Annotated in this window: 22 protein-coding genes; 10 read left to right on the top strand and 12 right to left on the bottom strand. The window is 35.7% G+C overall.

All coding sequences use genetic code 11. The features are described 5' to 3' along the window. From DBR39_RS24455 to DBR39_RS05735, 4 genes are all read right to left on the bottom strand, one after another. The coding region (locus tag DBR39_RS24455; protein ID WP_262697054.1) for an isocitrate/isopropylmalate family dehydrogenase at positions 1 to 570 on the bottom strand (570 nt) is incomplete at its 3' end. Next, complete coding sequence (gene leuD, locus DBR39_RS05745) at positions 551 to 1,159, bottom strand: 3-isopropylmalate dehydratase small subunit (protein WP_124531282.1); 609 nt, start codon at positions 1,157 to 1,159, stop codon at positions 551 to 553. The genes leuD and DBR39_RS24455, both read right to left, overlap by 20 nt. Positions 1,160 to 1,247: 88 nt before the next feature. Beyond that, positions 1,248 to 2,636, bottom strand: coding sequence for a 3-isopropylmalate dehydratase large subunit (leuC, locus tag DBR39_RS05740; RefSeq protein ID WP_124531280.1), 1,389 nt, complete (start codon positions 2,634 to 2,636; stop codon positions 1,248 to 1,250). A 30-nt stretch (positions 2,637 to 2,666) separates the two neighbouring features. Beyond that, positions 2,667 to 3,830, bottom strand: coding sequence for a 2-isopropylmalate synthase (locus DBR39_RS05735; RefSeq protein WP_124531278.1), 1,164 nt, complete (start codon positions 3,828 to 3,830; stop codon positions 2,667 to 2,669). 148 nt (positions 3,831 to 3,978) lie between these two features. On the opposite strand from DBR39_RS05735, the gene DBR39_RS05730 reads away from it, so the two are divergent. Then, entirely contained in the window at positions 3,979 to 5,523 is a 1,545-nt protein-coding gene (locus DBR39_RS05730) for a hypothetical protein (RefSeq protein WP_124531275.1), read from the top strand. A 190-nt stretch (positions 5,524 to 5,713) separates the two neighbouring features. On the opposite strand, the gene DBR39_RS05725 is transcribed toward DBR39_RS05730, so the two are convergent. Further along, positions 5,714 to 6,688 (bottom strand): dipeptidase, encoded by a 975-nt coding sequence (locus DBR39_RS05725; protein ID WP_124531273.1) that lies wholly within the window; start codon positions 6,686 to 6,688, stop codon positions 5,714 to 5,716. Positions 6,689 to 6,931: 243 nt separating this feature from the next. On the opposite strand from DBR39_RS05725, the gene thrS reads away from it, so the two are divergent. Together thrS and infC are read left to right on the top strand one after the other, a co-directional pair. Beyond that, a complete protein-coding gene (thrS, locus tag DBR39_RS05720; RefSeq protein ID WP_124531271.1) occupies positions 6,932 to 8,851 on the top strand; it encodes a threonine--tRNA ligase in 1,920 nt (639 codons plus the stop codon). A 164-nt stretch (positions 8,852 to 9,015) separates the two neighbouring features. Next, positions 9,016 to 9,516: a translation initiation factor IF-3 gene (infC, locus tag DBR39_RS05715; RefSeq protein WP_185097810.1), complete on the top strand. Its 501-nt coding sequence runs from the start codon at positions 9,016 to 9,018 to the stop codon at positions 9,514 to 9,516. A gap of 147 nt (positions 9,517 to 9,663) precedes the next feature. On the opposite strand, the gene DBR39_RS05710 is transcribed toward infC, so the two are convergent. Then, complete coding sequence (locus DBR39_RS05710; protein WP_124531269.1) at positions 9,664 to 10,224, bottom strand: hypothetical protein; 561 nt, start codon at positions 10,222 to 10,224, stop codon at positions 9,664 to 9,666. A 159-nt stretch (positions 10,225 to 10,383) separates the two neighbouring features. On the opposite strand from DBR39_RS05710, the gene DBR39_RS05705 reads away from it, so the two are divergent. Together DBR39_RS05705 and DBR39_RS05700 are read left to right on the top strand one after the other, a co-directional pair. Continuing rightward, positions 10,384 to 11,457: a resolvase gene (locus DBR39_RS05705; RefSeq protein WP_124531267.1), complete on the top strand. Its 1,074-nt coding sequence runs from the start codon at positions 10,384 to 10,386 to the stop codon at positions 11,455 to 11,457. 108 nt (positions 11,458 to 11,565) lie between these two features. After that, the gene (locus DBR39_RS05700) at positions 11,566 to 12,132 is read left to right on the top strand and encodes a hypothetical protein (RefSeq protein WP_124531265.1); all 567 of its coding nucleotides are present in this window, start codon (positions 11,566 to 11,568) and stop codon (positions 12,130 to 12,132) included. A gap of 84 nt (positions 12,133 to 12,216) precedes the next feature. Here DBR39_RS05700 and DBR39_RS05695 read toward each other — a convergent pair whose 3' ends face one another. The 6 genes from DBR39_RS05695 to DBR39_RS05670 all read right to left on the bottom strand — a co-directional run bounded on the left by DBR39_RS05695 (position 12,217) and on the right by DBR39_RS05670 (position 20,826). Further along, complete coding sequence (locus DBR39_RS05695; RefSeq protein WP_124531263.1) at positions 12,217 to 12,846, bottom strand: response regulator transcription factor; 630 nt, start codon at positions 12,844 to 12,846, stop codon at positions 12,217 to 12,219. 1 nt (position 12,847) lies between these two features. Continuing rightward, positions 12,848 to 15,178 (bottom strand): tetratricopeptide repeat-containing sensor histidine kinase, encoded by a 2,331-nt coding sequence (locus DBR39_RS05690; RefSeq protein WP_228447772.1) that lies wholly within the window; start codon positions 15,176 to 15,178, stop codon positions 12,848 to 12,850. Continuing rightward, complete coding sequence (locus tag DBR39_RS05685) at positions 15,117 to 17,585, bottom strand: tetratricopeptide repeat protein (protein ID WP_124531261.1); 2,469 nt, start codon at positions 17,583 to 17,585, stop codon at positions 15,117 to 15,119. Before DBR39_RS05685 ends, DBR39_RS05690 begins: the two co-directional genes overlap by 62 nt. A 112-nt stretch (positions 17,586 to 17,697) precedes the next feature. Further along, entirely contained in the window at positions 17,698 to 18,462 is a 765-nt protein-coding gene (locus DBR39_RS05680; RefSeq protein WP_124531259.1) for a hypothetical protein, read from the bottom strand. A gap of 1 nt (position 18,463) precedes the next feature. Beyond that, entirely contained in the window at positions 18,464 to 18,916 is a 453-nt protein-coding gene (locus DBR39_RS05675) for a hypothetical protein (RefSeq protein ID WP_124531257.1), read from the bottom strand. A 428-nt stretch (positions 18,917 to 19,344) separates the two neighbouring features. Beyond that, complete coding sequence (locus tag DBR39_RS05670) at positions 19,345 to 20,826, bottom strand: hypothetical protein (protein WP_228447771.1); 1,482 nt, start codon at positions 20,824 to 20,826, stop codon at positions 19,345 to 19,347. Positions 20,827 to 21,074: 248 nt separating this feature from the next. Between DBR39_RS05670 and DBR39_RS05665 the strand changes: the two genes are divergently transcribed. From DBR39_RS05665 to DBR39_RS05645, 5 genes are all read left to right on the top strand, one after another. Further along, positions 21,075 to 21,896, top strand: coding sequence for an alpha/beta fold hydrolase (locus tag DBR39_RS05665; RefSeq protein ID WP_124531255.1), 822 nt, complete (start codon positions 21,075 to 21,077; stop codon positions 21,894 to 21,896). Positions 21,897 to 22,119: 223 nt separating this feature from the next. Then, complete coding sequence (rpmI, locus tag DBR39_RS05660) at positions 22,120 to 22,317, top strand: 50S ribosomal protein L35 (protein ID WP_002979658.1); 198 nt, start codon at positions 22,120 to 22,122, stop codon at positions 22,315 to 22,317. Between the two features lie 118 nt (positions 22,318 to 22,435). Next, positions 22,436 to 22,780, top strand: a complete 345-nt coding sequence (gene rplT, locus DBR39_RS05655) for a 50S ribosomal protein L20 (RefSeq protein WP_103233532.1) — start codon at positions 22,436 to 22,438, stop codon at positions 22,778 to 22,780. Positions 22,781 to 23,244: 464 nt separating this feature from the next. Further along, positions 23,245 to 24,426: a M28 family peptidase gene (locus tag DBR39_RS05650; RefSeq protein ID WP_124531253.1), complete on the top strand. Its 1,182-nt coding sequence runs from the start codon at positions 23,245 to 23,247 to the stop codon at positions 24,424 to 24,426. A 63-nt stretch (positions 24,427 to 24,489) separates the two neighbouring features. After that, entirely contained in the window at positions 24,490 to 25,665 is a 1,176-nt protein-coding gene (locus tag DBR39_RS05645) for a M28 family peptidase (protein ID WP_124531251.1), read from the top strand. Positions 25,666 to 25,777: the final 112 nt, after the last annotated feature.

The following is a 25,777-nucleotide window of genomic DNA, read 5'->3' as shown; positions in this document are numbered from 1 at the left end:
TATAAGCGTAAGCTTTTTATTTCTTTTCTGTGCTTCCTGAAATGCCATATGAGCAATCGGAATAATATCTTCACGGCTGTATTTACATACGTCATAGGCATAAGCTCCTTCCGGATCTGTAAATTTTTCACCAAAATAAATTCCACTTACCAGTTCTCTGAAGATCTGAATATCCGCTCCTTCAATAATTTCTCTTTTGAGCGGGCTCTTATCAATTAAAGAGGCATACGTTTTCAAAGGTCGGATATTGGCAAACAATCCCAGCTCTTTGCGAAGTTTTAACAACCCTTGTTCAGGTCTTACTTTTGCTTCCGGATTATTATCAAAAATCGGATCTCCGATAGCCCCAAAGAGAACAGCATCAGATTCTTTACAGATTTTCAGGGTCTCATCCGGTAAAGGATTTCCTGTTTTAAAAATAGCTTCTGCACCGATTAATCCATAATCAAAATGGAATTTACATTGAAAAGCTTCAGCAATAACATCTAATATTTTAATGCTTTCGCTGATGATTTCCGGGCCGATCCCATCTCCGGGAAGAACCGCGATTTTAAAATAATTGTCGTTCATTTGTTTTTTGTGTCTTTAGTTCAAACTTTGTAATCGCCTGTTTTCTGCTGATTAAAAAATCAATATCGTCATAGCCGTTTAAAAGGCATATTTTCTTATAAGAATCAATCTCAAAGGTTTCGGTGGTATCTTTAAAGCTGACAGACTGCAATTCTACATCAATAGCAATTTCATTGTCTGGATTTTCATTGATTCCTTCTAAAATTTCTTTTAAAAACTCTTCAGAAACTTTTACAGGAAGAAGTCCGTTATTCAAAGCATTCCCTTTGAAGATATCCGCAAAATAGCTGGAAACAATTACTTTAAAGCCATAATCCGTTAAAGACCAGGCAGCATGTTCACGACTGCTTCCGCAACCGAAATTATTTCCTGCCACCAGAATCTCACCACTGAATTTAGGATTGTTTAAAACAAAGTCAGGATTCGGTTCACCTGTATGAATATTGAACCTCCAGTCTCTGAACAGATTCTCACCAAACCCTTTTCTGTCTATACTTTTCAGAAACCTTGCCGGAATAATCTGATCTGTATCTATATTTTCTGCCGGCAATGGAACTGCAGTGGATTTTATAATAACTAATTTTTGCATGTATTCTATATTGTTAGACTTTAAACCACAAAGACACAAAAGTTTTCTTTTTTATCCTTCAGTTCAAAACATATTTTAAAATTCCTTTTTAGTGTACACTTTCAAAAGCGGAAATTTTACCTTCTATCGCTGCTTTTGCTGCGGTAAGCGGACTGGCAAGAATGGTTCTTGCTCCTTGTCCCTGCCTCCCTTCAAAGTTTCTGTTGGAAGTGGATACACAATATTCTCCTTCAGGAATCTTATCATCATTCATCGCCAGACACGCTGAACATCCCGGCTGACGGATCTGAAATCCCGCTTCATTGAATATCTTATCTAGTCCTTCTTCATAGATCTGCTTAACAACCTGCTGAGATCCAGGTACTATGAGAGCTTTCACTGCTTCAGACTTACTTTTTCCTTTTATATACTGAGCTGCTGAACGGAAATCCTCTATTCTTGCATTGGTACAGCTTCCAATAAATACATAATTGACTTTTATATTGGATAGTTCCTGACCCGCTTCCAGTCCCATATATCGTAACGCCTTCTCTTCAGACTCACTCTGGGGAGCCGGAATAACTTCACGGATAGAAATCCCCATCCCCGGGTTTGTTCCGTAGGTAATCATCGGATAGATGTCTGCAGCATCAAAGCTGAGCTCTTTATCGAAAATAGCCCCATCATCTGTTTTCAGGGTTCTCCAATACTCTACTTTCTCTTCCCACTCTTCACCTTGTGGAGCGAATTTTTTATCTTTAACATATTCAAAAGTCGTTTCATCAGGAGCAATCATTCCGCCTCTGGCACCCATTTCAATACTCATATTGCATACGGTCATTCTTCCTTCCATCGACATTTCTTCAAATACATTTCCAGCATATTCACAGAAATATCCTGTGCCACCATCTGTTCCTATTTTTGAAATGATATAAAGAATAACATCCTTAGACTGAACATTTTCATTCAAAGTACCCGTCACAGTAATTCTCATAGATTTCGGCTTGTTGAGAAGCAGACATTGGCTGGCAAAAACCTGCGCTACCTGACTCGTTCCAATCCCAAAAGCAATAGATCCGAATGCTCCGTGGGTAGAAGTATGGCTGTCACCACAAACAATACTCATTCCCGGTTGTGTAATTCCCAGTTCCGGAGCAATGATATGAACAATTCCCTGGTATTGATGCCCCAATCCGAAGAGTTCAATATTGTTTTTCTTACAGTTTTCGGTAAGCTGCTCTACCTGATTTCTTGAAAGATCATCCCTGATGGGCTGCTCCTGATGTAAAGTGGGTACATTATGATCGGCTGTTGCTACAATCTGTTCCGGCCTGAATACTTCCAGGTTTCTGGACTCAAGTTCTGCAAAAGCCTGAGGGCTCGTTACCTCATGGATAAGGTGTTTGTCTATGTAAATAATCTGGGGTCCGTCAGGAATAGTTTCTACTACGTGAGCGTCCCAAACTTTATCGAAAAGTGTCTTTTTATTACTGTCCATTGTTTACTTTATCTTGATTTAAATCAAACCTTACCCTATTTTTCTGCTGAAAGAATCCATCATTATGCTCAGGTCATCGTTGCCTATTTCTTTTTTAAGGTCAGCAATTTTCAAAAATTCCTGATATAAATAGTCAAGTTCATTTTTGGTAATATCATACCCGATATTTTTAAAGCGGTATGCCAATGCTGAACGTCCGCTTCTTGCAGTAAGAATGATAGAAGATGCATTCACTCCTACTTCAGCGGGATCAATGATTTCATAAGTTTCTCTGTTTTTGATGACCCCATCCTGATGAATTCCCGAGCTGTGGGCAAATGCATTAGCCCCTACAATAGCTTTATTAGGCTGCACAGACATCCCCATCAGTTCAGATACCATTGTACTCATTTCATTTAACATTCTGGAATTGACATCTGTATGCAGATTTAGATTTTTATGCTGTTTTAAAATCATGACGACTTCTTCTAATGCCGTATTTCCTGCTCTTTCTCCCAACCCGTTGATGGTACATTCGATCTGACGGGCACCATTGATAGCTCCGGCAATAGAATTGGCAGTAGCCAGCCCAAGATCATTGTGACAATGACATGACAAAACCGCTTTTTCAATTCCTTTTACATTTTCTCGCAGGTATTTTATTTTCTGTCCATACTCTTCTGGAAGACAATATCCTGTGGTATCGGGAATATTTAACACCGTAGCTCCAGCCTTAATTACAGCTTCACATACCTGTGCCAGATAATCATTATCCGTTCTTCCGGCATCTTCAGCATAAAATTCTACGTCTTCCACATAACTTTTTGCATATCGAACTGCATCTGCTGCTCTATCAATGATATCTTCTCTTGTTGAATTGAATTTATATCTGATATGAGAATCAGAAGTTCCGATTCCGGTGTGTATTCTTGGTCTTTTGGCAAATTTCAATGCTTCTGCAGCTACATCAATATCTTTCTTGTTTGCTCTTGTCAATCCACATACTTTTGCATTTTTCACCAGTTTTGAAATTTCAGAAACAGATTCAAAATCTCCAGGACTGGAAATCGGAAATCCTGCTTCAATGATATCAATCCCCAGCCCATCAAGCCTTTCAGCAATAATCAGTTTTTGTTCCGTGTTGAGTTTACATCCCGGAACCTGCTCCCCATCTCTCAGTGTTGTATCAAAAATTTCAATTTTATCGGAATTCATAAGTGAAGTTTTTTACTTAATTTTGGTTCAAAACTACAGCTTGCAATATTTTTTGATTTTCACTTTTTGTGAAAACTACAATATTCAACAGTTGAAAAAATGATCGTATTCATTTATTAGTCAGTATTTTAATTTATAAAAATTTACAATGGCAGAATTGCAGAAAGATTTTTTGTTTGTATTGGTAAAGTCATTGACCACCTCAGAAAAACGACAGTTTAAGTTATATGTAAACCGTCTCGGAATCAACGTAGATGCCAAATTTCTCCTGTTATTTTCCGAAATAGACAAGATGAAGGAATATGATGAAAGTGTAATTATTGAGAAAAAAATCTCTACAAAGCAGCAACTTTCCAATCTTAAAGCCCACCTTTACAAGCAGGTTCTGGTAAGTCTCCGTATGAACCCCAGTCATCAGAATTATAGAATTCAGCTCCGAGAACAGTTGGATTTCGCCAATATCCTCTACCAAAAAGGGCTTTATAAGCAGGCTTTAAAAATATTAGATAAAACCAAGCAGTCTGCCCTCGAACTGGATGAAAAAAGCATTGCCTCTGAAATCATAGATCTCGAAAAAGTAATTGAATCACAGTTTATTACACGAAGTATTGAAGGACGTGCTGAAGAGCTCATCAAACAATCTCAGGAAATAAGCAAACAGAACCGATATACCACAAAATTATCTAATCTTTCGCTGAAATTATACAGCGAAATGCTTACCCATGGCTATGTAAAAAATGATACAGACCGGCAGGAAGTGATGGATGTTTTCAATGCTCAGATTAAAAATATAAGCCCGGAGAAACTGAATTTTACTGAAAAGCTTTGGTATTATAAGGCCCATGTCTGGAAAAACCAGCTTTTACAGGATTATAAATACACCTTGAAATATGCGTATCAATGGGTCGATCTTTTTCATAAGAAGCCTGAAATGATCTTCAGCCACCCGGTTTGGTATATCAAAGGCAATACGTATCTGCTGAAAATTCTGTTTCTGTATGGAAATATTGACATTCTGGAAGAGCATTTTGCCAACTTTAATAAGATGGTCAATGCTGAGAATTTTGCACAGAATGAAAACCTGCAATCTCTTATTTTCCTTACCCACTACAATACACTGATGAATATTCACTTTGTAAAAGGTGAATTTTTCACGGGAACCAAGCTTATTCCTGAAGTGGAATTAAAAATGGAAAAACTCAGAGAAAGAATTGACGAACACCACTTTATGATTCTCTACCTTAAAATGGCAGCGATGTTTTTCGGCAGTAAAATGTTTGAAAAATCGATTGAATATTCTATGAGAGTGATAGAATCAAAAGGAAATGTACAGGAAGATCTATTGTTTCATACCCGCATTTTGATTTTAATGGCGAAGTATGAGTCCGGAAATGATGAGGATTATGATGAATTTATTGCCTCAACATTGAAGTTTGCGAAAAAAATGAAAAAGCCGGAAGACTTCCATTTTGAAAGCATTCAGTTTTTTAAGAATCTTAATAATCAGGTGTTGAATCAAAGACAGAAAGCTTTTGAAAGTTTTGATAAAAAGCTGGAAGAATTTTCCAATAACGAGTATTACAGACGGTCATTATTTTATATTGATATTCATGGATGGATCAAATCTAAAGTCCAGAATGTAGATGTAATTGAAATCATCAAACAGAAAGTAAAGTATAAAAGAAAGCATTAAATAAAATAATACAAAACACATGATTACAACAAGTTACACGATATTATTTAATGTAAAATCAAATATTGAAAATGATCAATTTATTTTAAAAATAATCTCTCGCTGATTGAGTTGATTTCGCAGATGTGCATAAAAAGATCTGCTTAATTTGCTCAATGAGCGAGAGAATAAAATGATCTTATTAATTGTATTATTTATAAATACGTTCTAAAAAATTCAAAACATTTCTATGACTGATTTTTTCTACCAATTCAGATGAAAAACGTTGTTCAATTTCATGATTGATTGCGGGATATACTGAAGCATTGGAATGCTCAGGAAAGAAAAAAGGATGACGCGCTTTGTCCGGATGATCTTTCCAATAAAAATAATCGGCTCCATAGGCAATACAGTCTTCACCTCCAAGATCCAGTCCATATTGAATATGTTCATAAAGTCTTTCAGGATGGTGAATATCAACATAATCTTTGATAAAATTAAGCCCGATCAGACCTTTTCTTGTAATGACTTCCTTAGCCAGCTCATCAGGAAGATTTCTGTTGTTTTTATAAACGCTTCTGTAATTGGAATGGCTTGCCAGAATAGGAATTGAGTAATTTCGCTGGTCAATATAATTGAAAATATCATAAGCCAGCTGGTCACTTGTATGTGCCAGATCAATAGCAATTTTTCTGTCAGCAATATAATCGATCAGCACTTTTCCATCTTCCTTTAAACCTGCCGCAGCACTATTTCCTCCGCCGAAACGATTTTCAAGGTGATGGGTAATCCCGATATAAAAGACCTTCTCTGTGTTCTGAATAATGGTTTCCAGGTTTTTGAACCCGGATTCCAGGCTTTGATCTTCATCACAGAAAGCGGATGCATTTTCAATAGAAGCAATGACTCCTACCCGATTTTTATTTTGCGGAGCGTTGTAATGATCATGATCAAAGAGGAAAAAGTTTTCATTTTTGATAAGATTTGCAAATAATTTACTTTGTTCCAGCCCATAACCTGTACTGTTTGCCCCTGTTCCTGCATATATCGCCATCACCTGAAGTTTTACATTGCCTTCCTGTAAATAAGGCAGTGAGCATCCAATTTCTTTGTCGTCAATAGCAGCATCAGGACTTAAGAGGTAATACAATAAATCGCAGTGAAGATCAATATTTACGGTATTCATAATAAATTGTAATTTGTTTATTTTAAAAGAATTACGAAATAAAAAGAGTCTTAATATTTAGGTTTAAAACCATAAAAAATCAGAGATATTTTCTGTAAAAAAATGAATATAGAATTCAATGTGACCAAAATTTCCACTGTCTTTCTATTTTTAAATATTAATTCTCATTCTAAATATATAGGCTAATATAGTATATTATCTAAAAATTCCGTATTTTTGCATCTTAAAATTTCTTAGTAAACAATGATAAAAATTACACTTCCAGACAATAGTGTCAAAGAATTCGAGGGAGCAGTGACTCCACTAGATGTGGCAAAATCTATAAGCGAGGGATTGGCTAGAAACACCATTTCCGCAATTGTTAATGACAAACAAGTAGAAACGACCACACCTATAACCACGGATTCTACGGTACAGCTATTGACATGGAATGATGATCTTGGAAAGAAGGCTTTCTGGCACTCTTCTGCCCACCTTTTGGCGCAGGCAATCCTTGAATTTTATCCTAATGCTAAGTTGACCATCGGGCCTGCCATTGAAAGCGGATTCTATTATGATGTAGATTTCGGGGATGAAAACTTATCTGAAAAAGATTTTGAAAAGATTGAGAAAAAGATCTTAGAAAATGCGAAGAAAGGTTCTACTTTCTCTTTATATCCGGTTTCTAAAGATGAAGCTTTAAAAACATATGCAGACAACCCGTACAAAGTAGAATTGATCTCTAATCTTAATGACGGAGAAATCACTTTTGTAACGCACGATAATTTCACAGATTTATGTCGTGGTGGTCACATTCCAAATACAGGAATTGTAAAAGCGGTTAAAATTTTAAATGCAGCAGGAGCCTATTGGAGAGGAAATGAAAAGAACCCACAATTGACAAGAGTATATGGTATTTCTTTCCCTAAACAGAAAGATCTTACTGAATATCTTGAAAGATTGGAAGAGGCAAAAAGAAGAGATCACAGAAAATTAGGTAAAGAACTTGGAATTTTTGCATTTTCTGAAAAAGTAGGTGCCGGTTTACCACTATGGCTGCCAAAAGGTACTGCTTTAAGAAGAAAACTGGAAAACTTCCTTTCAGAAGCTCAGAAAAAAGGAGGGTATGAATTTGTAATGTCTCCACATATTGGATCTAAAGAATTATACGTAACTTCTGGTCACTGGGATAAATATGGAGCAGACAGCTTCCAGCCGATCAAAACTCCGAACGAAGGAGAAGAGTTTTTGCTGAAGCCAATGAACTGTCCTCACCACTGTGAAATTTACAAGACTTCACAATGGAGCTACAGAGACTTGCCAAAGAGATATGCAGAGTTCGGTACCGTATACAGATATGAGCAAAGCGGAGAGCTTCACGGCTTAACAAGAGTTCGTGGGTTTACTCAGGATGATGCTCACCTTTTCTGTACTCCGGATCAGCTATCTGAAGAATTTGAAAAAGTAATTGACTTGACTCTTTATGTTTTCAAATCTCTAGGTTTTGAAGATTTTGTTACTCAGGTTTCATTAAGAGATCCTGAAAACAAAGAAAAATATATCGGTTCTGATGAGAACTGGGAGAAAGCAGAAAGTGCCATCATCAATGCTGCTCAAAAGAAAGGCTTAAAAACTGTTATCGAGTACGGTGAAGCAGCATTCTATGGTCCTAAACTTGACTTCATGGTGAAAGATGCTTTAGGAAGAAAATGGCAGCTGGGAACCATTCAGGTAGATTATAACCTACCGGAAAGGTTCGATCTTCATTATATCGGAAATGATAACGAAAAACACAGACCGGTAATGATCCACAGAGCACCTTTCGGTTCTATGGAGCGTTTCATCGCTATTTTGTTAGAAAACACGGCAGGTGATTTCCCATTATGGCTGAGCCCGGATCAGTTTATTATTCTACCAATCAGTGAAAAATATGTAGATTATTCGAAAAAAGTTTCAGAATTTTTGGAAAATCACGATATTAGCGGTCAGATTGATGACAGAAACGAGAAGACAGGTAAAAAAATCCGTGATGCTGAATTGAAGAAGATTCCTTTTATGCTTGTAGTAGGGGAAAATGAAGAAAAAGAAGGCACGATTTCTGTAAGAAGACGTGGAGAAGGAGATCTTGGAGTGATGAAACTAGAAGATTTTGTAGCTTACTTCAAAAAAGAGGCAGCAATATAAATTTAAATTAAAAGATTGAAGGATTCAAAAATAAATGGGATCTTTCAATTTTTAAATATTTAAATCAATTAAATTAAGTAATTAACCAATAAAATTATAATACAATAGCACAAAGATTTAACAACAGGGGCCCACAAAGACGTCCTGTACAGGAGGACTTACACTTGATCAACGATAAAATTCGTGTGAGAGAGCTTCGTTTGGTGGGCGATAACGTAGAGCCAGGAATTTATCCAATTGACAAAGCAAGACAGATTGCAGCGGATCAGGAGTTGGATTTAGTAGTAATTTCTGATAAAGCAGAACCTTTTATTGCAAGAATATTAGAATATAAAAAATTCTTGTATGAGCAAAAGAAAAAACAAAAGGAACTTAAAGCTAAGCAAGTAAAAGTGGTTGTAAAAGAGATCCGTTTCGGACCTCAGACTGATGATCACGATTATGAATTCAAGAAGAAGCATGCTGAAAAATTCCTTGAAGAAGGTTCAAAATTAAAAACCTACGTATTTTTTAAAGGACGTTCGATTATCTTTAAGGACCAGGGAGAAATTTTGCTTTTAAAACTTGCTCAGGAATTGGAGCATGTTGGTAAAGTAGATCAGCTTCCTAAGCTTGAAGGAAAAAGGATGATTATGATGATGAGTCCTAAAAAACCAGCAAAATAATTAAATCATTATTTTACATATAAACCTCAAAGCAATTTGAGGTTTTTTTGTTGTACAATTTTCAGGGAAATTATAGAAACCGTTGATTCAGGCTACTCTACCGCCTGAATCAACGATAATCTTCTCACAGAAATTTATAAAATTCTATTATCCTTCAAAATCACCACAATCATGCTCTGTAAAAAGAGGCAAAGCTTTTTGGGTGGTGAAATAGGTGGATATTCTTTTGTTTTTCATTTCCAGTTTCTGACCTTCTATAATAAGTTCGTAAACCGGAGATTTATCTATTTGAATTAAAGTATAAGTTCTTTCCGGGGTTTTAAAAATAGTTTTATTTCCTTCTATAGAATATGAAAAATCGTGAATTTCAAAGACGTCCTTTTCATCACAGACATTCGTCCATCTTATTTTATTCTTTGTGATGGACAAACTTGCTAAATCGCATGAATAGCAGTTACCTGAGAACTCAATCCCATATTTTTCATACACATTTGTACTTTTACTATTCAATACATCAATAGGAACTAATGATGTAAAATCACCGGGCACTTCTAATTTTGGTATGTCCTTCTTTTCCGGATCAGTTTTAGAAACCGGAGCTGTTTTTACATCTGGAGAAGCATTTTTTTTCACTTTTTTTTCTGTAGCGGGTGAACAGGAAGCTAATAAAGCCATGACAACTGAAAAGCTGATTATTACGTTTTTCATTTTTATAAAAATAATTTACAATACTTAGTGTATCGCTTTGTAAAATTGTTCAAATTCTATCGTTTGATATATCCCTGTTTTCAGCCATTTATTCCCTATTTTAGGCGGTTTTGTTGGCTGCTGGTCTGAATACTGATACATTTGCCAAAAAATATAAAAATGAAATTCTTAAATCAATTCTTTATATCATCTATGGTTGTTTTTGTGGGCTGTAACCAACAGAATAAAATGTCAGAAACCAACAAGACGGAAACTGAAGTTAAGCAAAAAACAATAACCTTTGCTGATTTCAAAAAAATAAAAGGAGTAGATAATGTACAGGACGTCCCCTTTCAGTTATTCACCAAGCTGGATTCTATACAGTTTTTTGTAACTCCAAGCAAAGATGCTGCTCATCTGAAAATAGCTTATCATAAACTTCATAATTATTATGGATTTGAAGAGTTTGAGGACTTCTACTCCATTCATTACAGCATTGATAATAATATTTCAAACAGCATTGAAGCTTTTGTTTTGAAATCAGAATTCAAGGCATCATTTGAACTGACTTTAAAAGGGGTGGATCTTTATGAGATCAGAAGCAGTACATTTAAAAAATCTGACGATTTTAAGAATAAATCTTTTAGCAAATACGGAACAATTGCTGAGATTTCAGAGCAGGAATTTAAAGCAAGCTTAAAAAACCGAATCGGTGAAGCGCTGGTAAAAAATCCGAATGTACAGCTGCAGGATGGTAACTGGGTATACACTGACAATAGCAGAAAAGAGGTTATCACACAACATGAAAATATATCTACAGAGACCGGACCACTTGCTAATGAATATGTAGGACGATCACCTTTCTTAAACCTGGAGGTTTTCAAAGAAAATACTGATGAAGCCGTAGATTCTTTCTATTCTTTTTACAATATAAAAAATGCACCCATGTTTGAATTGGGTACACAGGGTTATCCACAGATTCTACCCACTAAGAGCTGGGTCACCTGCATCTCATCCAATAATGATGTGGGGAGTAATTTTGTGATCACCCAATACTTACCACAAACCAAAAGACAGGAGAACCTTTTGTATGCCAATTTCACCAATTTCAAAATAGCCGATGAAAAAAAGGCATTCTGGACAGATAATGAGACCTTTTATGCAGAAGTTTATCCACTCAATTCTGCTTCAGCCAATGGTAAAAAACAGAAAACGGCTTTTATCAAAATTCAACTGAAGGCTAATTTGTTTTAAGTAAGGATACATTTTAATATCTATCAATAAGATAAAAACCCCTGAAACCAGCGAGTGTCTAAGGGAATAAAGTCTAATATCTTTGCTGCAATTATTTAAAGAGATACAATGAAAAAATTAAGTTTAACACTCCTTTTTTGTTTACTAAGTTTTGTGACTTTCGCGCAATCATTAAAAGTAGTTATAAAACAGGATGGAAAAGTGATTGAGCCCGTGAATGATGTTTATGAACTGAAAAAATCTACATTCCTGTTCGAAATTACCTCTACCAATCTGGAGGGATTTTTAGTGGGAGCCACCACGAATAAGGATATTTATGCCGGAGCTTTAGGTCTTTTCAATACCGAGGTTCCCTGGTTTCAGAATACGGGAATGGCGGAGGAACTGTATAACAAGGACAAAGAAATGTTTCTGATGGATTCTGCGCCTTCATATTGGTATTATACAGACGCGAGAGACCATAGATTCGATAAAAATCCTAAAGGTAACATCAAACAGTGGACAGCTACCCGTACTATTACAAGGTTTTATGATATCATGGTGGATCAGCCCATCAATTTAAAAGATTTTGACGGCAGCGTTTACCTATTAATGTATCAGCCTGAATATAACGACGAGTATGATTTAATAGGAAAGAAAAACCTGTTTCAGGCTGCGTTGAAATTCAAAGATTAATGCTACACACCTAAATTATTTGATTATATAAAAAAAGGTCTGCTTCCGTAATGAAAGCAGGCCTTTTTTGTGGAATGAATATTTTTATGCGATAATCAAACCGTATTCTATCGCTAATTTTATCGCTGAGCTAAGATTGGATGTTTGAAATTTCTCAATAAGATTTTTTCTGTGGCTCTCTACCGTATGCGGGCTTATAAAGAGCTTTTCTGCCATTTGATTGGTGGTAAGCCCTCTTGCTGCTTCCCCCAGAATTTCTTTTTCTCTTCTTGTCAATTTCGGGACCTGGTTTAATCCATCCACCGATTTTTTCTCCAGAACAGACCTGGTTTGTGAGCATAAAAACCGATTCCCTTCATATACGGCAGTAATGCCTTCCAGAATTTCAGAAACTGAAGCATTTTTTTGAATGTATCCCAAAGCACCTTCAGCCAAAGAACTATTGATTACAGGCAGTTCATTGTGAACGCTAAGGATAATAATCTGGAGATTTCCGTATTTTTTCTTTAAAGGTTTTATGAGTTCAATGCTGTTGGTATCTACCAGATTGATGTCCAGCAACAAAATATCAATAGTTTGCTTTGCAAGGCCAGTATTCATTTCTGAAACGTTTCTGAAACAATCTACGACATCTATGGTGTTGCTGTTTCCTAAAATATTCTTCAATCCTTCTAAGAGAAGTGGATGATCGTCTGTTATGGCTACTTTTATCATGTTAATGAATAGGAATTTGAAGTTCTATACTGGTTCCAATATTCAGTTCGGAGGTGATGTTCATCGCTCCTTTTAAAAACTGGACTCTGAGTTCTATATTGTGAAAACCGGCTGTTTTTTTCTCGTCCAAGCTTGCAGGGTCAAAACCTTTGCCGTTGTCCTCTACGGTAAGGTTTAATGCATTTTCTTCCTCACTGATCTGAATAATAATTTCGGAAGTATTGGCATGTTTTATGGCGTTGTTGACCAATTCCTGGATGATTCTGTAAATGATCAATTGCTTTTCCTGAGAAATGGAATTGCTGTAATTGATAAATTCTGTATGAATTTCTAATGCATTATTGGAAATACGCAGCGCAAACTCCTGAATGGCGATTTCCAGACCGTATTTCATTAGTAAATCGGGCATTAAATTGTGTGCTACACGTCTTAACTCCTCCACTGCACCATCAATCTGGTCAATTGATTTAGAAATCCCTTCTTCTATATTCTCGGACTGATGAGGATTCAAATAAGACAACTGATGTTTGGTTCCTGAAAGCAGACCTCCCAATCCGTCATGGAGATCACGGGCCAGACGGCCACGTTCCTGTTCCTGCCCTTCGAGTAATGCTGTAAGTGTAGATATTTTTGAGTTTTGTTTCTCTTTTTCCATGGCTAAAGTATGCAGCTCATCTCTCCGCCTGATGGACTTCGCACGTTGTTTATAGGCATAAAGCAGTAAGAGGATCAACACAATGAAGAATATAATGAAGAAAATATAATAGGTATTGATCTTTTCTTTGAACGCCAACAGTTTTTTGTAGTTGTTGATATCGTTGTTCTTCTGCTGGGTTTCTAATTTCGCCAAGTGAAGCTGCTGCTCTTTTTTCTCCGATTCAAGTTCTGAGAATTTCAGTCGCTCACGTTGATTTTCTTCTACCAGTTTTAAGTTGTTGTACACTTGTTCACGCTGTGCCCGCAGGATGTTGATCAACTTAATTTCCTGTGCTTTTTTATCACTTTCCAGCTGCAACTTTATATACTTCTGCTCTTGTCGTTCTTTATCAAACTGAGATTCTAATCTTTTGGTAATATCCAGTTTTTCCTGATCGTAAACGCTTTTGTATTTGTCAACATAACTTTTATAATACGTAAGTGCCTCTTTATAATTGCCCTGCTCTTCGCTGATTCTGGATAAAGATTCAAGAATAGACAATTCTATATTATGATCTCTGACCGGGCTTTTCCCAATTTCCATAGAAGCTTTTAGAAAATAAGATTTAGCTAAGTCATAATTTTTATCCTGTAGGGCCAGTTCTGCCAGAATCCCAAATGAAGAAGCGATATGGATGGGATCTCCTATTTCCAAACTCACGCTGTTGGCTAACCTGGCATATTGCATGGCCTTCTCCTTATCAAAACCAGTATACAAATTGGCTAAATTGATCGCAGCATAGGAAAGACTGCTCCTGTTGAGCATAGCCTCTTTATTTTTGTTGAAAGTCGTGATCGCCTGCAGATAATACTGCTCTGTTTTATTTCTAAACTCTGTATTCGATGAATTTTGGGTGTATTTTTGTTCGTATACGTAGCCCATTCGCATATAGGCATCGAAGATAAGATTAGGATCATTTTGTTTGGATGCCAACAGGAGAAATTGTTTGCTGTATTTCTCTTCCAATTGGTATTCATTGAGGTTGGAATAAATAGCAGACAACTCTTTGGCTGTATTGCCAAATCTTCCGTACAGCGTGGAAGTTGTTGGCGAATTTTCGTAATACTCTATTGCTTTAAGGTAAGCAGCAACGGCATCAGTCGTTTTATTATTGCGTACCAGAATCCAGCCTTTAGCATATTGCAGGTAGCCTTTGGCTTCGTTGCTGTTCGTTTTTAAACTATACCCTTTTGCCATGTCCAGGCTTTTTTGGGATTCTGCTCCTTTATTATCAAGCCGATAATTCATGGCTTGCACGGCATACAAAATGGTGGCGTATTTCCCATCAGTCTGTTTTGTAGCGATGGAGATGTTGGTTTCTAAAATCTGATAAGATTTAGATTTAAGGTTATGAAAAAATAAGGCTGTAGCGTATTTGGGAGCCAGATTCAGCTGCTCAGCCGTATTGTTTGAAGCATGGTTATATTCCTTTTCTAATTTGTTTAAAACATCTTGTGCCTGAACAAAAAACGGACAAATAAGTATAATAAATATAAACAATAACCTGTGCATCAAACCCTTATCTTTATTAAGTTGTATTGTAGTAAAGAATGTAAATATAAGTAAATACCTGCTAATTGATTTTGAAGCCATTTTCTTCAGCGAAAGATCTCCACTTCTGAAGTCTTTTTTCATTTTTAAATGCCGGATCTTCACCGTAGTAGTACACCAACCGCTGAGTAGCATATTCGTAGGCATTGTAAGCATTAGCCTGTTCGTAGTACTTAATAGCCTTCTTTGCATCGGCTTTTACACCCATGCCATGTTCGTAGATAATACCGTAATAGATCCCCGAATAAGACTGATCATAGTCTTTCTTTAAATACACCAAAAGGTTCTTATAATCTCTTAACTGGTAATAGATTTCTGAAATTTTATCGTAATTATAATAGTATTTTTTTTCGGCCTTTTGATAAAAATCCAAAGCTTTATCATAATCCTGTATGACATGTTCTCCAAAATAGTACAGATCACCTAAATTGGCAAGCGCCATTCCGTCACCAAGCTCAGCGCCTTTTCCGTACGCCTGAATCGCTTTTTTGATATTAAAAGCATATCCGGTCCCGTTGTGATACAAAGCCCCAATATTGTTCCAGGCTACAGGGTGATTTTGTTGTGCCGCTTTTTCGTAATATGCAATCCCTTTTTGTGGATTAAATAATGATTCTATTTCAGGATCGGTGAGTAATATCCCCATTTCTACCCAGCTGTCTACATCGTTTTTCTGAGCAGATAATTCAAACAAGCGAAGCGCTTCCCGGTAATTTTGATTTTCTTTTGCGTCAAAAGCCATTTTTTTAATGATTTCAACATCCATGAACTGTTCAAAGTTACTACCTGCCTGGTTTTTCCAACGGTTATAAAAGGAAGTAAAATATTCCAAATCTTTTCCCCGGAATGAATACCGGTCCAGATAAATTGATCCATACTCAGCTGTCTCTACCGGCTGAATGCTTCTGTTTTCATTTATTCTAAACATATTGACCCCTTTATATAGAAACAGCAACCCTTCTTCCGTTCTGTAATTCAAAGGTTTAGAAATATAGTCAGACAATTCAGTCGACAGACCATTTTCGAAATCAAACAATTGATATCCTTCATTTTTTTGGACAGATAAAAATCCGTTTTCCAAATAATGAATCTCTTTAATTTCCGATTGAGGAGCGATTAACCAATTCTCATTGTCTGCATCGAAAAGTCCTAATCCGGTTGGGGTTTCCAGAATAAAAGCATTGTTTTTATATCCAATACTTGATTCTGCTTTTACTTTAATAATATATTCATTGTCTAACAAAAACCGATGTTTCAAAGCATCATAGATCTTCCAGTTTTTATCTTTACGAACAGCCAGTGCTTCAAAATGATCTATTAAAATCAATTGATCTGCTTCATCTATTATAAGGCTGCCATTTTCATCAATCAATCTGCCTTTTTTGTCAAATTTGTTCGGTTTAATCCAGAAACAGGTATTCGTTTTTAAGATACTGCCTTCTAAAAAATCACCCAAATAGCGTCCTTCTTTTGTATAATATCTGCGTTTGCTGGTTCCCTTTTGTTTGGTGAAAAACAACTCTGGAAAATAATCATACTCATAAGGGCTTTCGTTTTCAACAGGAATAATGATATTATTTTCATCGCCATAGACTCCAAATTTCCCTTCTTTTTCCGCCCCTAAAAACCCATACGCTATTCTTTCGATTGCATCATAATCAGCGGGAACCAGCCAGGTTTTTGAATACAATTTTAAAATCCCTGATTTCCCGTTCACTTTTACTTCACCCAAAGGTTCCAGTGCAAAATCGAACACATCAAAAGCTTCTTCATACATTGGAGGAACCAATTCTTTCCCGTCACTTTGCAGGTACCCGAACAGTCCTTCTTTTTGAATCACCGATATCCCGTAATGATAGTCTGCTTCAAAAATTTCATCATACATGGCCGGAGCCAAAATGGCACCTTTTGCATCCTTCAGACCCAATTTCCCGTTTTCTTCAAATACAGAAGAGGCTACTTTCTTATAAGCAAGCTCCTCAAAATATCCCAGTCCGTAATTGATCCAGTCGGTTTGTAAAATATCGAGAAATGAAGAATAACCTGTACGCGAAAACAAGGAATCTAATAATGAAAGATTCTGAGTTTCCACCGCTTTTTTATACAGCTTGTTTTTCTGTTGAATTTCCACCAGCCATTCCTTTACCTGTACTTTATGCTTTTCTTCATTCATATTGAACACATCTGTGGCATTCAGTACGAAGGAATCATAAGGCAAAGCCTCCAGGAACTCAAACATTTTGTTGACGGGTTCGTAGTAAGCTTTTTTATAATGCAATTGGTAGGTATCAGCCAGCAAATTGAAAAAATAGCGCAGGTGGACAATTCCTTGTTCTTTATTAGAGAAAAACTCAACACCTTCCACTTTGATATCTTCTGCGATGAGAGGATACAGCAATAATGGAATTTCATAGTTCCACTCGCCTAAATAGGTATCGAACGATTGATCTGTTTTCTGATCGTAATTGTATAGATAAATACGGTGTGCCATTCCTTGAAATTAGTAAATCGTAAAGCTTTGAAACATCCTGTTTACGATGATTTTATTGAAATTAAACAGAAATCTCCAGTGAAGGTGTTATCTAAAGGATTTGTATGGTAGATTAAGTATACTCAAAACAGATCACTGCCTTTTTTAATTCTTTGTCGTAAAATAAATATAACTGGTCTGCTGCCCATTTTTGAAAATCGTAACCTTCTAAGCATCCAATATAATCCATAAGTTCTGTCTCATTTTTATAGGGCTTTTTTATCAGGTTACATCCCGAAAACTGACATGATTCAAAAGGGAGTTTATCGGAATTTATCTCATCAAATACACCTGATATTTTTCCCTGAATTCTTTCCCGCAGATAATCACCAGGCTTATCATTTTCTAGATCCTGTACCGTCAATTGGCGCAATCTTTCTAATCTTCTTATATCTTCTACCTCCAATCCCGGTCTGTTAAAATCTTTATCATACAGTTTTCCATTTTTATTGAAGTATGCTTTTAACAGAGAATACATGGCGCTATTCACACTGTATTCAATTTCTTCTTCCGTATATTGATCGCCATAGTTGGCGGGATCAATTTCTTTGGAAATAGTAAAATATTTCCAATCGGCATCAAATTTATATTTGCCGTCCATAACATCGAAGCCAATCATATCTTCTTTCGTAAACGGGGTGTGGTATTGCGAAGCATCATCACCAATTTGCCCATCAAAGAGCTCTTTTACCGACACAATATGCAGCCACTGATCTTCTGATGGATCAATAATTTTTAAATTAATTGAACAAATGGGAAGGAAATATTTTTTATGATTCTCAATATCATCATAAAATACGTCTTCGTACTCCGGAAAAATTTTTATTAAGTCTGTCATTTTATTTTCTTATGAGTTGTAGCTGTTCTCCTTTTTTCACAATATCAAAAGACATAGCTTTTGATGGTTTGAAAATTTTTGTTGGAGCGTCACAGGTTCCCGATTTACTCACACTGTCCACTTCCATTTCTATTTGGTTGGTTTCCGTAAAATAATATCTCCCATACACTTCTGTAAAGCAGTCATTTCCGCATTGCCAGCTATCATAACTTTTGAATTTCTCTTCATCTAAGAAGTTTACCGCATGAAAATTAAGGATTAATGCCGAGTCTATTCTTTTAGACAGGGAATAGGTCTTTCCGCCTTCTGGAGTAATAAGCCCTCCAACATTTACAATCCAATTCGTATTTTTCAGATAATTTGGAAAATTTGTTTTTTTTCTTTCAGGATTTTTGCAGCTGAAAACACATATTATCATGAAACTAAAAAAAATTAAGGTAAGAGTCTTATTCATTGTATCAGCTATTTCATTATTGATATCAATTTGCAAAATATAGGTCTGCAAATATGTTATATCTTCAAAATTAATGATATGGTTTTATAAAACCTGCTATCTGCTTACTTTTACAGCTTCTTCTTCACTCAATTTTATTTGGCTATTGTTTTTACCCATCTTTTTTATTGTAGTGTTTGTTCGAAATAAGAATTTATCATTGAATTGGGTGTGAAAAAGAAAGCTATAAAAGTTATAAAATTAAGAAGGTTAAAATCATTAGATGTTTCACCACTTTATTTTTAACAAATCTTTGAGCCAAAGGTAGTCAATGGTGTCAGATGAAAATATCCCTGATACTGGTGGTTTTTTCAGTTTATTTCATTTTGAATATCTGCTCTCCCTGATACTTATTTTTAATCTGTTCAATAGTAAGAATACTCAGATAATCATTCTTTATATTCTTTTCCTGAGCAGATATCAATATAGTAGTATAAATCCTGCCCGGAATTAAGTTTTACACTCACCAAACCATCCGAATTAATGGACTTATAGGCTTTTGATCCAATACTTTTTTGAGTCTTATTGTCATAAAGTGTGTACAAACCATCTTTCTCTTTTTGAAGAGCATAGATCTGTTTTTCTATATCCAAAACCAAGATTTCGTTGTATTCAGGCTTTATTTCCCAGCTCTTTTTACTGCTGTTCCACAAGCCTTTTGTTCTCAATTGTTTTTCGTTTTCAATGGGAATAAGATATAAATCATTCATTCCCTGATAAGAATTTATTTTCCCGAATTTCCAGTTTTTCTCAATGAATTCATTAGGTAAAATCATTTTTCTATCGGGCCAAATCACATTGCCGAGCTGATCCAAAACCTTAAAATTATAGGTACCAATAGAATCTGTAACCTCTCCTTTGGTATCGATATATAACCAATCGAAGGCCCAGACATCATGATCGTAATTGAAAACACCCAGCAAAAAATAAGGTGAATTGGTAATAGAATATACTAAGGAAGTTTTTTTTATGAAATCAATTTGAGTGGCTGTTGCCTTGGTAATTTCTTTCGGAAATACTTTTTCATATTGCGGAAAAGGGTAAATATGACCGGTTTTACTATCTGCTAAAAGTTTAGGAACTTCCGGCTCATAGCGTTCTTTATTCACTTCATTCAATATTATATTTTCATTTCCAAAGCGGATGGAAAGAGTTTCAGTCCCTTTTAGTCCGCTGAGAATTGGCTTTTTCTGATTCAGTTCATACATTGAAAAATTTGTGTTTGAAGCTTTGAGAAATCGTTTGTTCTCCAATAACTCAGCAATATTTTTTTCAATTTTATCTAAGCGGTCTTTTCTGATTTCGTAAAGGCTTCCGTTCCAAAAAACATGGTTTTCATCTACAGAAACAAAATTCAGGTCATAATGATCCTCCAGATACGGAACATCTTCATGATGTAAGATTTGTTTGGTTTCCAGCACTCCAATCTCAACTTTATGATAGGTTTGTTCTTTCTTGATGTCACCTCCCATAATATTCCAGTCCCATTTCCAGGCAGGCATTTTCTTTTCGTATTCAATGTCTTTTTTATAAAAGGTAAGTCCATTCACCACATTTAAATTGATTTCACTGGGTGAGAAATTCAAAACAGTCTTTCCATTTTCATCGATGACAGCATATTCATTTTTCTGATTTTCAACCACAGCAAAACCTGTAGGTGTAAACACAGATGCATTTTTGAATTTCTGATTGGTAACAGATTTCAAACTTATCTTATCTACATAAACAAAATCATGCTGCTTAGTTAAAAACGGAATACTATTTATGGGTTTTGTTTTTGATGGTGCTAATGAAGAGTTTTCTTTTTTCTCCTGAGTACAAGCCGTTGCCGAAGCTGCCATAAAAAGGATACTAAATACTATTGTTTTCAAGTTTTCGAAATTTTATTGATCATCTTAATCAATATTAGAGAGAATCGAAGGATAAGACAATCCCGATTATCAGCTATATTTCATGGCAGACACCATGCATTTCAACTACTATTACCTGTATATTATTATTGTTTAAAAATTCTTAATCAATTATTATCTTAGATCAATATGTAGTGAAGATTTTCTATCTACATTTGTGAATATAAAAAAGTCAAATACACTATTTATTAATCATAAAAAAAGAAACAATGAGCACACTTACATTAAAAGACGGAACAGAGATTTATTACAAAGATTGGGGAAAAGGACAAACGGTTTTCTTCCATCACGGATGGCCGCTATCAAGTGACGACTGGGATGCACAGATGTTCTTTTTCTTAGAAAAGGGTTACAGGGTAATTGCTCATGACAGAAGAGGACACGGAAAATCTGAACAAACTCCTTACGGACATGATATGGATACTTATGCTTCTGACGTAGCAGAAATAGTTGCCGCATTGGATCTAAAAGATGTCATCCATGTAGGGCATTCTACAGGAGGTGGTGAAGTTATCCGATATGTAGCAAAACACGGTAACGGAAGAGTTTCAAAAGCCGTTCTGATAAGTGCAGTTACTCCTATTATGGTTCAGAATGAGAATAACCCGAACGGAGTTCCTATTTCGGTTTTTGATGATATCCGAAATAATACAGCTAACCACAGACAACAATTCTTCATTGATATTACCTTCCCTTTTTACGGTTACAACAGAGAAGGGGCCAATGTTTCTGAAGGAATCCAGAGAAACTGGTGGAGACAGGGAATGAGCGGTTCTATTAAAGCGCATTATGATTGTGTAAAAGCTTTTTCTGAAACAGACTTCACGGATGATCTTAAAAGCGTAGAGGTGCCAGTGCTTGTTATGCATGGTGAAGATGATCAGATCGTTCCTTTTGAAACAACAGGTAAAGTAGCTGCTACCCTTCTTAAAAACGGAAAGCTTATCTCGTATCCAGGTTTCCCACACGGTATGCCGACAACAGAAGCTGAAACGATCAACAAAGATCTTTTAGAATTCTTCAAATCATAGTTTTAAAAGACAAAGTTAAATAGCTTACTATTATAAAAAGGCAAACCCGTACCAATACGGGTTTGCCTTTTAAATTTCATAATAAGAATCCCTCTACAGATACAGATTAAAATTTACTTTCACGTGTCACATTTTTTTCGTAATTTTGCAAACTATTATTCCTAATGTCCTTAGGGGTAACCAATACAGATATTGATAACAAAAACAATAAAAAAGCAAAACAATGCCAAAATTAAAAACGAAATCAGGTGCTAAAAAGCGTTTTGCTCTTACTGGTTCTGGTAAGATCAAAAGAAAAAATGCTTACAAAAGCCACATCTTAACTAAGAAAGAAACTAAGCAGAAGAGAAATCTTACTACTACTTCTTACGTAGCTAAAGTGGACGAAAAAAGCGTTCAACGTCAATTAGCAATTAAGTAGTTTTTATAAATCTATATTCGGTTTATAAGAATTCAAACAAATTCAACACTTTAACCCTGAAACGGTGCCACTAAGAGCAATATATATTGCCGCCCTTTTCAAAAAAACAATTTAAATTATGCCAAGATCAGTAAATGCCGTAGCTTCAAGAGCTCGCAGAAAGAAAATTTTTAAGCACGCTAAAGGTTATTTCGGAAGAAGAAAGAACGTTTGGACTGTAGCTAAAAACGCGGTAGAAAAAGCAATGCAATATGCTTACCGTGGTAGAAAAGAGAAAAAGAGAAATTTCAGAGCACTTTGGATCACTCGTATCAACGCGGGAGCTAGAGAGCACGGAATGTCTTACTCTCAGTTTATGGGAACTCTTAAGAAGAACAACATCGAACTAAACAGAAAAGTTTTAGCAGATTTAGCAATGAATCACCCTGAAGCTTTCAAAGCTGTTGTAGATCAAGTAAAATAATGTAGAATAGATTTTGTTATCAATATAAGTCCCGGGTTCGCCCGGGATTTTTTATTTTTATACTTCTGCCCTACAAAATAAGATATATCATAAGACGGGTACTAAGATTCAATTGCTTTATTAATAGCGATATTCACTCGATCAATTTAGCAGACAAACTTCTTTAATCTTTATTTCAAAATCTGGTTTCAGCCAGCATATTTTCATATAAATTGACATATCATCAAATACAAATATCATATTAAAGATCAAAACACCAAACATTTAACACAATACTAATAAAACTAAAGAAAAAAATAAATAAAAAACTATCATTAAATGAATGAAAACCTATAATTCTAACAAACTGCATAAAATGATATATTATTATTAAAAAAACAATTGAAATAACACGAATGAATACAATCATCAATAATAAATGATGATTTATTGCTATATTAGCAATCTCTAAAGAAAGTATCAAAATGAAAAAAGTTGCAGCTTTTTTGTTAACATCAATTGCATTGCAAGCCATTGATGCCCAAAGTTTTATTCAGGTTTATAAAGACCGGGCGAATATGGTTACTCAAACCAATATCAATACAAATCTTCAGGAATTTGCCGGGTTTGGAATAAAAAGAACAGGTACAACAGCTAATAACAATGCTTTGGACTGGATTAAAAACAAATATCTTTCTTATGGATATACCGCAAGTGACTTTTCTGAAGACGCCTTCACCTACGGAAGCAATACATCAAAAAACCTGATTATTACCAAAACCGGAACTTTATATCCTAACAAATATGTCATTATCTGTGGGCATTACGATACTATTACAGGTCCTGGAGTGAGTGATAATGGCAGTGGAACTTCTATTATCCTGGAAGCAGCAAGAATTCTGAAAGATGTTCCAACAGAATATTCTATCAAGTTTATTCATTTCTCAGGAGAAGAACAAGGTCTTGTAGGAAGTAATCATTATGTAAATAATGTTGCTTATCAAGGAGGCACCCGTGTTCTGGATATCAAACTTGTTTTAAATATCGACCAGGTAGGAGGCCTGATAGGAAATAACAACAATACCATCAACTGTGAAAGAGATGAAGGCGGAGTATCTTCCAACAATGCAATATCCAATACGATGACACAGGAACTGATGACCTGTACTACCCTTTACTCTCCTCTTCAGACCAATCTATCTCATGCTTACAGCTCAGATTATATGCCTTTTGAAGCTAAAGGATACACCATTACCGGATTCTATGAAACCATCGAAAGTAATAATCAACATACCGTAAGTGATACTTTCGCTAATCTTGATCCTGTATATATTTTCAATGTTGGAAAAGCTGCTGTGGGTGCATTACAGCATTTTGCCGTTGCCACAACAACCAATAATCTTTTAAGCACTAATGAAAGCTCTGCACAAAAATCAGCAGAAGCCATCAGAATTTATCCTAATCCTGCTAAAGATCTTGTCACAGTGGAATTTCAACAAAAAGTAAAACAATTCAAAGTTGAAATTAATGATATGGCAGGAAACATGGTTTTACAAGTTGAAAATCAGGAAAAAATAAATACTTCCGGCTTAAAAAATGGAGTGTATACCATTCTGATTAAGACGGATAAAGGAAATACATCAAAAAAGATAATCATCAACAAATAATGCAGGACCGGAAATACTGATTTAAGTTTACTTTATCAGTATATTACACATTACGATCAAAAAATGAAGAAAATCACTACATTTTTACTGGCTTCTCTTGCTATTCAAAGTATTGGAGCCCAAAGTTTTATTCAGGCTTATCAGGACAGAGCGAATATGGTAACTCAGACCAATATTACAACATACCTTCAGGAATTTGCCAATTTAGGGGTAAAGACGACCGGTTCACTGGCGAATGCCAATGCGCTGACATGGCTTAAAGATAAGTATACTTCCTATGGATATACAGCCAGCCAGATGGTAGAGGATCCTTTTACTGCAGGAAGCTATACTTCTAAAAATCTTGTGATTACCAAGACAGGAACTGTATATCCTAATAAATATATAATCATCTGTGGACATTTCGATAGTATTACTGGCTTGGGCATCAATGATAACGGAAGCGGAACTTCTATTATCCTTGAAGCAGCCAGGATTCTGAAAGATGTACCAACTGAATATTCTATAAAATTCATTCATTTTTCCGGGGAAGAGCAAGGGCTTCTCGGCAGCAGCCATTATGCAAATACTGTAGCTTATCAGGGAAGCAACCGTGTTTTGGATATCAAACTGGTCTTTAATCTGGATCAGGTAGGCGGTGTGATGGGAAATAATAACAATACCGTTTATTGTGATCAGGATCTTGGAGGGCTTACCTCAAACAATGCTGCTTCTGCGGTAGTGACGCAGGAATTAAGAAACTGTACTGCACTCTACTCTCCTCTTCAGACGGCTGTAGACCCTGCAGAAGCTACAGATTATATTCCGTTTGAGCAGAAAGGTGAAGTAATCACAGGCTACTTTGAAAGAATCAGGAGCAGCTATCCGCATACTGTGAGTGATACTTTTGCCAATACAGATCCTGTATACATTTACAATATAGGAAAGGCAGCTGTAGGCGCTTTACAGCATTTTGCCGTTGCTACCGGAACATTGGGAACCCATGAAGCTGTTTTGAAAAACACATTGGAAACCGTAAAAATTTATCCTAATCCTGTAAAAGATATCATCAATATTGAACTTCCTGATTCCGGGATTAAGAATTTCACATTTGAAATTACGGACTTTCAGGGACGGTCTATTTTCAAGAGAACCAACGAAACAAAAATCAATGCTTCAGGACTGGAAAATGGCGCTTATCTTGGTATTTTAAAAGCCGGAGATCAAACGGTAGTAAGAAAAGTTATGATTGAAAGATAAATTCAGGTTACCATAAAATCTTGTTATATACAAAACCTTTGAAGCAATTCAGAGGTTTTATTTTTTTGCCAGTATTGATATTGAGACATTTACAACATGTCCCCGTTTATTA

It is taken from the genome of Chryseobacterium sp. KBW03 (genome assembly GCF_003852415.1).
Taxonomy (GTDB): domain Bacteria; phylum Bacteroidota; class Bacteroidia; order Flavobacteriales; family Weeksellaceae; genus Chryseobacterium; species Chryseobacterium viscerum.
Note: the sequence above shows the minus strand (reverse complement) of the source record. Positions and strands in the feature narration are given on the sequence as shown.